Source organism: Pseudomonas akapageensis (assembly GCF_011355085.1).
GTDB classification, from domain to species: domain Bacteria; phylum Pseudomonadota; class Gammaproteobacteria; order Pseudomonadales; family Pseudomonadaceae; genus Aquipseudomonas; species Aquipseudomonas akapageensis.
In genome coordinates this window covers 1-9,896 of record NZ_VXCP01000076.1, presented here as the reverse complement: position 1 = coordinate 9,896, position 9,896 = coordinate 1, and the positions used below count along the sequence as shown (strand labels likewise).

General features: G+C 62.3%; 10 protein-coding genes and 1 pseudogene. 7 read left to right on the top strand and 4 right to left on the bottom strand.

Annotated features, from left to right (window positions below; translation table 11 throughout):
* The 7 genes from F2S13_RS28995 to F2S13_RS28965 form a co-directional block, all read left to right on the top strand.
* The coding region (locus F2S13_RS28995; protein WP_178119061.1) for a substrate-binding domain-containing protein at nucleotides 1–561 on the top strand (561 nt) is incomplete at its 5' end.
* An 85-nt stretch (nucleotides 562–646) separates the two neighbouring features.
* Nucleotides 647–1,042, top strand: a complete 396-nt coding sequence (locus F2S13_RS28990) for a hypothetical protein (RefSeq protein ID WP_166367311.1) — start codon at nucleotides 647–649, stop codon at nucleotides 1,040–1,042.
* Entirely contained in the window at nucleotides 985–1,485 is a 501-nt protein-coding gene (locus F2S13_RS28985) for an HlyD family secretion protein (protein WP_166367310.1), read from the top strand. The genes F2S13_RS28990 and F2S13_RS28985 overlap by 58 nt, the downstream gene beginning before the upstream one ends.
* Before the next feature lie 80 nt (nucleotides 1,486–1,565).
* Nucleotides 1,566–2,702: an AI-2E family transporter gene (locus F2S13_RS28980; protein ID WP_166367309.1), complete on the top strand. Its 1,137-nt coding sequence runs from the start codon at nucleotides 1,566–1,568 to the stop codon at nucleotides 2,700–2,702.
* Nucleotides 2,703–2,720: 18 nt separating this feature from the next.
* Nucleotides 2,721–4,226, top strand: coding sequence for an efflux transporter outer membrane subunit (locus F2S13_RS28975; protein ID WP_166367308.1), 1,506 nt, complete (start codon nucleotides 2,721–2,723; stop codon nucleotides 4,224–4,226).
* Nucleotides 4,223–5,341, top strand: coding sequence for an HlyD family secretion protein (locus F2S13_RS28970; protein ID WP_166367307.1), 1,119 nt, complete (start codon nucleotides 4,223–4,225; stop codon nucleotides 5,339–5,341). The genes F2S13_RS28975 and F2S13_RS28970 overlap by 4 nt, the downstream gene beginning before the upstream one ends.
* Complete coding sequence (locus tag F2S13_RS28965; RefSeq protein ID WP_166367306.1) at nucleotides 5,331–6,365, top strand: DUF2955 domain-containing protein; 1,035 nt, start codon at nucleotides 5,331–5,333, stop codon at nucleotides 6,363–6,365. Before F2S13_RS28970 ends, F2S13_RS28965 begins: the two co-directional genes overlap by 11 nt.
* Nucleotides 6,366–6,493: 128 nt before the next feature.
* On the opposite strand, the gene F2S13_RS28960 is transcribed toward F2S13_RS28965, so the two are convergent.
* The 4 genes and pseudogenes from F2S13_RS28960 to F2S13_RS29290 form a co-directional block, all read right to left on the bottom strand.
* Entirely contained in the window at nucleotides 6,494–8,212 is a 1,719-nt protein-coding gene (locus tag F2S13_RS28960) for a SulP family inorganic anion transporter (RefSeq protein WP_166367305.1), read from the bottom strand.
* Between the two features lie 10 nt (nucleotides 8,213–8,222).
* Complete coding sequence (locus F2S13_RS28955) at nucleotides 8,223–9,182, bottom strand: HlyD family secretion protein (RefSeq protein WP_166367304.1); 960 nt, start codon at nucleotides 9,180–9,182, stop codon at nucleotides 8,223–8,225.
* Between the two features lie 3 nt (nucleotides 9,183–9,185).
* A complete protein-coding gene (locus tag F2S13_RS28950; RefSeq protein ID WP_166367303.1) occupies nucleotides 9,186–9,554 on the bottom strand; it encodes a DUF3302 domain-containing protein in 369 nt (122 codons plus the stop codon).
* A gap of 50 nt (nucleotides 9,555–9,604) precedes the next feature.
* Nucleotides 9,605–9,896, bottom strand: a pseudogene (locus tag F2S13_RS29290) (hypothetical protein); the annotation flags it as partial.

The window sequence follows — 9,896 nt, the reverse complement described above, 5'->3', positions numbered from 1 at the left end:
ACCCAGCGCTTCGTTTCCCGAGGCCATGACGTGCACCTGAACGTGTACGTCGGCAGCCCCGCGGAACTGGAAGAACGGGTGCTCGACGGGCGCCTGCACCTGGCCATCGGGCACTTTCCGATTCACGTGTCGGGTGTTGAATACACACCGCTGTACCAGGAAGCCCTCGGGCTTTTCTGCGGTCGCCGCCATCCGCTGTTCGGCAATAAGGCCGAAAGCGCCGAACTGCTGCAAGAGATCGGCGAAAACCGGATCGTGGTCCGGGGCTACATGGAGCAATACGACCTGGAGCACCTGGGCGTGAACAAGGCCGCGGCCACCGTCGACAACATCGAGGCCCTGGCGATTCTGGTGATTTCCGGCGCTTATCTGGGCTTTCTGCCGGTGCATGTCGCCGCCCAGTGGGTCAAGAGCGGCGAGATGCAGCAACTGGCGCCGATGAGCCTAAGCCTGATGTCACCCTTCGACGTGATCACCCGGCGCGGCGTCCCTGCCGCGCCCATCCTGCGGGTGTTTCTCGAAGACCTGGCGGCCTGCGCGCGCCAGGAGAGTCATGGCTGAGTCCGGATAACGCTGCGCCGAGGCGTCTGGCCTATACTTTTTCTGGCTGGTAACCGAGCCGAAAAAGCCTGACGGGTGATAGAAAATGGAACAGCGCAACAGTCGTTTCCTGGCCTTGTCTCTCACCCTCATGCTGTCCTTGCTATACCTTGGCGCAGCAAAAGTCCTTCCGGAACTGCCTAGCGTCGAATTGACCCCGGCCGAAGAAGCCGAGGTGCAACACCTGGTGTTGCCGGTGCCGCCCAGCTGGACCGGTGATTTCGATGCCATGCGCCAGCGCCGGATGGTGCGGATCCTGGTGCCCTACAGCCGGACATTCTTCGTGGTCAATCGCGGTCGCGAGCAAGGCATCAGCTACGAGCTGGGCAAAGCCCTGGAAGCCTGGCTGAACAAAACCTACCCCAACAAGAACAAGTCACTGCAATGGCGGGTCATGTTCATTCCGACGCCGCGCGACCAACTGGCTTGTGGCTGGATGTGAACCCGGACTGGAAACCCGGTCAATGGATCGGCCGCCAGGAGCCGCTGGGCGTGTTGATCGACCCCATCCGCTGGCAGGTCGATGCCTACGTCGACCAGGACAAGGTGCATCGTCTGGTCAACGGCGGCATCGTGCGTTTCTACCCCGATGGGCAACCGACGCCCGTCACCGGCCGGGTGATCGCCATCGGCAGCACCCGCATCAACCAGCTGACCCATCGCATGCTGTCTTCCCGCTACGGTGGCCCGCTGCCGACCTCGGCCCAGGAAACCGCCCTGGTGCCCACCGCCCCGGTGTTCCAGGTGCTGGTGCAACTGGATGCGCCCCTGCCCTCGCTGCGCGAAACCCGGGGCCACCTGAAGATCGAGGGCAAGCGACGCAGCCTGCTGGCCGACGGTGCGACCCATGTGTTGGCGGTGTTGCTGCGCGAAAGCGGGTTCTGAACAGATCCCGCCTGCACATATCGCGTCTATGCTTGGCAAAGCGTCCCTCACACCAGGTGACGACCTGAAGGAGACAAGCGATGCTGCGTACGAATATTTCTGCCAGGGCGCTTTCTGGTGGGCTACTCGATGTCCTGATCCGCGCCGGGTTGATCACCGTGCTGGTGATCTTCTGCTTCCAGATCTTCCTCCCCTTCCTCAACCTGATGCTCTGGGCACTGATACTGGCCGTCACCATGTACCCGTTGCATTGCATGCTCAGGGGCAAGCTGGGCAACAAGGACGGTCGCGCCGCCACCCTGATCGTGGTGGTCGCCCTCGCCTTGTTGATGGTGCCGATCTACCTGCTGGGCACCTCGATCAGCGAGTCGATCGATGGCACCCTGGCCGTGCTCAAGTCGGAAACCCTGCAAATTCCGCCACCCAGCGAAAAAATCGCTACCCTGCCGCTCATTGGCAAGCCCCTCTACGCCTACTGGATGCAGGCGTCGACTGACATGAGTGGCGTGGTGATGAAGTTGATGCCTTACATCAAAAGTATCGGCTTGACCCTGTTGGGCAAGATGGCCGGTGTTGGCGTGGGCTTCCTGCTGTTCATCGGTGCCTTGATCATTGCCGGTGTGCTCATGGCCTATGGCACCAACGGCGAAAACGCCGCCCTGGCCATTGTCACGCGTCTTTCCGGCCCTCAGCGCGCCCCTGGCATCACCGAGCTGTGCACCGCCACCATCCGCGCGGTGGCCCAGGGCGTGGTGGGCATCGCCTTTATCCAGATGCTGCTGGTGGGGGTCGGCTTCGTGCTCATGGGTGTCCCCGGTGCCGGGTTGCTGGCCTTGGTCGCCCTGTTATTCGGGATCATGCAACTGCCTGTGATTCTGGTCACCCTACCGGTGATCGCCTACGTCTTCGCCACCGAAGGCACCAGCGTCGCCACCATCGTGTTCGGCATCTACAGCCTGTTGGCCGGGATGGCCGACAATGTCCTCAAGCCGTTGATGCTGGGCCGTGGCGTCGATGTACCGATGCCGGTGATCCTGATCGGCGCCCTGGGTGGCATGGTCGGCAGCGGTTTCATCGGCTTGTTCATCGGCCCTGTGGCGCTGGCGGTTGGCTACCAATTGTTCTGGCAATGGGTAGAAGACCGGCCGGTGGCGGCTGAAGTCGATCAGCCATTGACGGTCGAGCTGGAGGAACCGGGCGGGAAGCCGACGGCTTGATGCGGTCGAGGCCGCACCATGCCCCACACAATTCGCCTGAGCCTGCTGCTCTATGGCGCACTTGGCCTCAGCGGATGCGTGCGCCTGGGGCCGGACTTCCAGTTGCCGGCCCTGCCCTGGGCCGCCAATTGGAAGAGCCAGCCCCTGGCACAGGCCACCCAGCAAAAGACGCAACCCGATAGCCGCCAATGGTGGCATGTGTTTGCCGACCCCGTGCTCGACCACCTGATTGCCGAGGCCGATGCCCACAACGCTGACCTGGAGGTTGCCGGCCTGCGGGTGATGGAAGCCCGCGCCCAACTGGGCATCGCCCTGAGTGGCCTCTACCCGCAATTGCAACAAGTCAACGGCGCCAGCCTGTACGTGGATCGTAACCAATGGGGCGGCACCCTGCCGAAGGACACCAACTTCTGGCAGCACAGTGCCGGTTTCGACCTGGGCTGGGAACTGGATTTCTGGGGACGGTTCAGCCGCGCCATCGAGTCGGCCGATGCGTCATGGTTTGCCGCCCAGAGCAATTATGAAAACGTTCTGGTGCTGCTACATGCCCAGGTGGCGCAAACCTACTACGCACTGCGCACTGCCGAGGCGCGCCTGCGCATAGCCCTGAGCAACGCCAAGCTGCAGAAGCGCAGCTTCGAGATCACCGAGAAGCTGTTCAACAGCGGCGACAATGCCGAACTCGACCTGCAACAGGCCAAGACCCAGTACCTGGGCACCCTGAGTACCATCCCCGATTTCGAAGCGCAGGTGGCAAGCACGCGTAACGCCTTGTCCACCCTGATCGGTCGCCCGCCCAGCGCGCTCCCGGAACTGGACACCAACACCGGCGTGGTGCCTTTGATCGACCGCGCGGTGTTGCAGGACGTGCCGGTCAACCTGCTGTTGCGCCGGCCGGATGTACGTACCGCAGAAGCGCAGGTCGCTGCCCAGTCGGCACTGATCGGTGTCGCCGAGGCCGACCTTTATCCCTCCATCAGCCTGTTGGGCAGCATCGTGTGGTCCACGACCTCCCTGAGCAGCACGCCCAACACCCTGGACCTGGTGGGCGGGCCAACCTTGAGCTGGAATGTGTTCGACCATGGCCGCATCACCAACAACGTGCGCGTTCAGGATGCCCGCCTGCAACAATTGATCGTCATTTATCAGGACAGCGTGCGCCAGGCGGCGCGTGAGGCCGACGATGCGGCGACCGGGCTGGTCAAGGCCCTGGAGCGCGACAGTATCCTCACTGAGGCATCGATTGCCGCCGAACGCTCGGTCTCCCTGGCCAATACCCAATACCGCGAAGGCTATTCGGATTTCCAGCGGGTACTCGATGCCCAGGCTGCCCTGTTCGCCCAGCAGGATAACTACCTGGTCAATCGCAACACGGCCGTCAACAGCCTGATCGCCCTGTACAAAGCCCTTGGCGGAGGTTGGTACAGCAGCCAACCGCTGCTCGATCCGGCCACCCGCCAACAAATGCAGCAACGTACCGACTGGGGCAATCTGCTCGATGAAGCGAAGGAAGGTGTCAATTGAGTGACCGCCAACAAGAGGCCGAAGAGGCTGCACCAACGCCTGCTGCAGAACCTGCCGGAAAAGCGGTGAATTGGGTTGCCGTACTGATCATCCTGAGCCTGGTCTGGTACCTGCTGGCCGACCGCTTCACCCCTTACACGCAGCAGGCACGGGTGCAGACATTTGTCGTCCCGGTGGCGGCAGAGGTCGCCGGCACGGTCATCAAGGTCAACGTGCGCAACAACCAGGACGTCAAGGCCGGTGAAGTGCTGTTCGAATTGAACCCGCAGCAGTACCAGATCGCCGTCGATCGCGCCCGGGCCGACCTGGAAACGACCCGCAAGCAGATCGGCGCCAATACCGCCGGCATCGACTCCAAACTGGCCTCCCTGAAAGCGGCCCAGGCCAACGAAGTGATGTCCCGCCAGGACCTCCAGCGCCTCGAACGCTTGTACAAGGAAGACCCCGGAACCATCTCCGTGCGTCGCCTCGAGGTGTCCCGCGCCTCACTCGATGCGGCCGTCGCCTCGGTCGCCGCAGCCAGGGCCGAAGTTCAACGCGCCCGCGAAACCCAGGGTGGCAGCGACGAGAAAAACGCCCAGTTGCTCAGTGCTATCTCCAATCGGGACAAAGCCGAACTGGACCTGGCCAACACCAGGATCCATGCGCGTTCGAACGGCCTGATCACCGATTTGCGCACCGATGTCGGCCAGTTCGTGGGGGCCGGTGCCCCGGTCATGACCCTGATCGCCATTCACGATGTGTGGATCACGGCTGACATGACCGAAAACAATCTGGGTCGGATGCAGCCCGGGACGCCGGTGCGGATCGTGTTGGACACTCTGCCCGGCTCGATATTCGAAGGCCATGTGCGCAGCATCGGCTATGGCGTCAGTACCGGCCAGAGCACGCCGGCCGGGAGCTTGCCGACGGTGCAGAACAGCCGCGACTGGCTGCGGCCGGCCCAGCGTTTTCCGGTGATCATCGAACTTGAACCCGGCCAGTTGACCGACTACAGCGGTATCCGTGTCGGCGGCCAGGCCGAGGTCATGGCGTTCCCCAGCGAAGGCAACCCGCTGAACCTGCTCGGTCGGTTGTTCCTGCGCGTGATGAGCTGGATGTCGTATGCCTACTGAGCAGCAAGTCCGCGCCCAACGCGCCCTGCGCCTGGCCACGGGCACCGCGCTGTGCCTGGCTGCAGCCTTTGGCCTGGCCTTGCCGATCCCTTTCATCGCACCGATACTGGCCCTGACGATGCTGGCGGCGATGAACCAACCGCTGCCGCTCAAGGCGAGCCTGGGCCTGGCCGTGGTGGCGATGTTGACCACCAGCACCGGCTTGCTGTTAATCCCACTGCTGCACTATTACGCGGCATGCGGCGTGATGCTGGTCGGCCTGTGCCTGTATCTGGTCTTCGGCTATGGCCTGGGCGGCGGCAATTCGCTGGTCGCCACGTTCATGGTGGTTGGCCTGACCCTGATCAGCGCAGCCGGCGCTTCGGACTTCGACCTGGCGCTGCAGGTCATCGGCGCCCTGATCAAGGGCTTGCTTCTGGCCGTCACGGCGGTCTCGATCAGCCACTGGCTGTTCCCGGACCCCATCGGCGCCAAGCCCCGCGCGCCCGCGCCCGACCTGTCGGACGATGAAAAAAACTGGCTGGCGCTACGTGCCGCCCTGGTGGTGATGCCCGCCTTCCTGTTGGCGCTGATCGACCCGGCCAGCTACATGCCAATCGTGATGAAAGCGGTCAACCTCGGCCAGCAGAGTTGCGCGACCAACGCGCGCACGGCCGGGCGAGAACTGCTCGGCTCGACACTGCTCGGCGGCCTGATGGCGATTCTCTTCTGGTTCGCCCTGGGCATGTTCGTCAACCTGTGGATGTTCTTCCTGTGGATGCTGCTGTTCGGGCTGCTGGTGGCGCGAAAGCTCTATGGGCTGAGCCCTGGCAACTACAAACCGGGGTTCTGGCTCAACAGCCTGACGACCATGATCATCCTCCTTGGCCAATCGGTGCAGGACAGCGCCGCCGGCAAGGACGTCTACACCGCATTCGCGATACGCATGGGGTTGTTCATCCTGGTGACCTTGTATGCCTGTGCGATGGTCTACCTGCTCGACACTCGCCGGCAACGTCGCCGAATTCGCAATACCAGCTCATGAACCATTCTGGAATGCATCGCGATCCGTGTAGCCGCTGCCGCAGGCTGCGCTGAGGTCCGCAGGACCTCCCCTTTGCGGTCTTGAAATCTTGCGACCGCTACGCACTCGAGCGCAGCCTGCGGCAGCGGCTACAACGGCAGGGCCTGATAGCGTGCAACGGCCTGCTCCAGATTCAGGAACAGGCGTTGGTCACCCAAGGCGCGTCCCCACGGTGTATGCATGATCATGGCCGAGACACTCGGGCTCATGCCGACGAGCCAGAGTGAGATGCCTCTTTCACTCAAGCGCTTGTCCTCCGCTGCCAGCATTTTCAGGGCCGTGTACTCGAGATCGAAGACACTGCGCAGATCAAGGATCACGACCTTCGGCCCCGCTTCGTCTATCAGATGCTGCGCCTTCATACCGATGCGCGAGGCATTGGCGAAAAAGATGCGGCCTTCCGGGCGCAGCATCAACAGTCCGGCAAAGCGTTCATCCTCGGGATATTTCGCCGACTGCGGGCGGAACACGTTGGTGCCGGGCTTGCGCGCCAGGACGTATACCGGTGGGTCCGACGCCTGGTGGGCCAGCGCCAGCAGTGACACGATGATCGCCACGACGATTCCCTGCAGCGTACCGAGCAGCATGACTCCGATCATGGCGATCAGCGCCCAGAAGAATTCCATGTGGCGGACCCTGAGTATCTCGCGAAACTCCGCCGGCTGGATCAGGCCTACCGAATAGACGATCACCACCGCGGCGAGCGTGGCATTGGGCATCAGGCCGATGAAGGGTGCCAGCAGCAAACAGGTCCCCAGCGCCAGCGCTGCGGTGATCAGCCCGGCCAGTTGCGAGTTTGCCCCCGCCAGACGATTCACCGCGGTCTGGGTGGTGCCACCGCCAGCCGCCATGGCCCCGAGAAACGCACCGCCGATATTGGCGATGCCTGTGGCGAACAGTTCACGATTGGGTTGTGGCATCGGCTCGTCGCTGCGGGCGAAAGCACGCCCCGCGGCGATCGTCTCGGTAAAGCTCATCAGCGCGATACCCACGGCCGAAGGCCAGAGATCGATCACCATTGCCCACGCGGGCAGCGTCAGGGCGGGCAACCCCGTTGGAACATTGCCTACCGCCCCGACGCCGAAGCGATCCAGGCCCAGCAGGCCCATACCGGCGATCCCCACCGCCACGGCGACCAGCGGAGCTGGCAGGTGCGGGGTAAAACGCTTCATGGCAACCAGGATCAATACCATGAACACCCCCACGGCAACGGTCGGCAGGGAGGCGTCCGGGATACCCTTCAGCAACGCCAACACGTTGTGCAGGAAGTCACCCTTTTCGATGTGAATGCCCAGTAGCTTGGGCAACTGGTCCAGCACGATGACAATCCCGATGCCGGCCTTGAAGCCAACCAGTACCGGCTCGGAGATGAAGTTGGCAACGAAGCCCAGGCGAAGCAGCCCCGCCAGTACCAGGATCGCCCCCACCAGCAAGGTCAGTGTGGTCGATGCCGCCATCAGTACGGCCGGATCACCGGAGGGGCTGATCTGGCTCAGGGCGGAACCGACCAGAATGGCGAGGGTGGTCGTGGTACTGACGCTAAGCGGGCGCGATGTACCGAGCAAGGCGTAGATCGCCATGGGTATCAGCACGGTGTAGAGCCCGACCTGTACCGCGAGGCCGGCGATGGTGGCATAGGCCAGAGCCTTGGGAATGACCACCGCAGCCGCCGTCAGGCCGGCAATCACATCACCCTTGAGCCAGCCCTGTCGATAGTCGACGAGCCATTGCAGCACGGGCAGATGCATGCTGCCCCGGGCCTGCCGTGGCAGACTCCGGGGGTTGCGTTGCTGGCGTTTGCTACTCATATAGCGCTAATCAGTGGAACGGGAAGATGTAGTTCATCCAGGCGGCCATCCGCAGCAGGATCTTGCGCATGACAGCCACATGGTGAAAGTGTTTGCTGTAGAGCGCTGCCTGCCCGTAGGCCCCGCCCGGCATCAGCTGCTTGTACTGGGCGAACTCCGGATCGGTGATTTCGATGGTGACCGGCACGCGCCCGGGCGGTGGCGAGCCGGTAAAGCTGATCAAGGTCCCTGAAGGCTGGATCTGACCTTCTCCGATGACCGAGATGACACTCTTGACCTCGCCCTTGAACACCTTGCCGGGGATGCCATCGAAGGCGACCTCGGCTTCATCGCCGGATGTCAGGCGCAACAGGCTGTTCTGCCGCATCCAGGCGGTGAAGTAGTAGGCTTCATCGGGGACGAACACCATGGAGGGGCGCAGCGGCAGTCTGCTTGCCATCATCCCGGGACGCAGCGAGACATGGGTCACGAAGCCTTTGCTCGGCGCCCGCACCACCGTATTGTCCAGTTCGAACTGGGCAATGTTCTGTTGCGCCTGCAGGTCATCCACCCGTGCGGTGGCGACGTCCAGTTCACGCCGGGTGCCGAATCCCTTCCTGATCAATTCGCTGACGCGAGACAGGTCGCCTTTGGCTTGAACCAATTGCGCCTCGACGGACTTCAGCTTGTTATCGAACGGGAGGGGATCGATGCGAAAGAGTATGTCGCCCTTCTCCAGTGGCTGATTGCCCTTCACCGGTACGTCGATCACCTGGCCGGTGACAACGGGGATCACCGGTACGGAGACGAAGTATGAACGTGCAACTTCCGAATAAGGATGGTTGTAGTTCATGGTGAAGATCAGGGCGCCAATGATTACGATCCCCCCCAGCACGGCCGTGGGCACGGTCCACTTGTTCAGGGGGATGCGAAAGATCTTGAATATCGCGACGCAAAGGGCGGTGTAGGTCAGAATCAGCAGAAGATCCATGGTTCAGACGCCCTCTCCGGAATCGACTTTACCCGAGCCCTGGGACGGCCCTGCCACTCCCTCCAGGCGATCGAGGCGCTGTCGCAGCTCGGCCACCTGTTGTTCCAGGCGTATCACATGGCTCTGGGGCGACTTGCCATCGCCAAAGCCCCAGCCTCGGTCTTCCCGATACAGGGTTGCCCAGATCCACAGAAACGGCCACAACACATGCAGGGTGAACAGGCTGACCCAGCCCGTTGCATGGATGGCGTCCTGGTGCGGGTGGTTGCGGTGCTTGGCGATTTCGTAGGGAATGTCATGCAGCACGATGATTCCGTAAAACAGCACAAGCCCGACAAATATCAATATGCCCAACGCGAAGTAATCGAGCATGACTTCTTCCTTGTACGGCTGTTGAGTTGTGGGCTTAGTGTAGTTCAGGCTCACGGTGCTTCGACGACAACGTACGTCACATTGGTGCCTTGGTACTGCGGCTGATACCAGGTCGAGCCGCATTGCATGTAGGCGGTCACTCGTTCCCACGCTCTGCGTGGGAATGCTTCTCCAGACGCTCTGCGTCGACGACACGACCGCTCGGCGCGGAGCGTGGGAGCGAAGGAGATAACAAACGCCAGAAAGCACTGAGGGGAGCCGAAGCTCCCCTCTAGGATTGTTGCATGCTCTTTTTTTTTATTTTTGGGGTTTAGCCTGTTTTTGTTTTTGTCGGCCTTACCC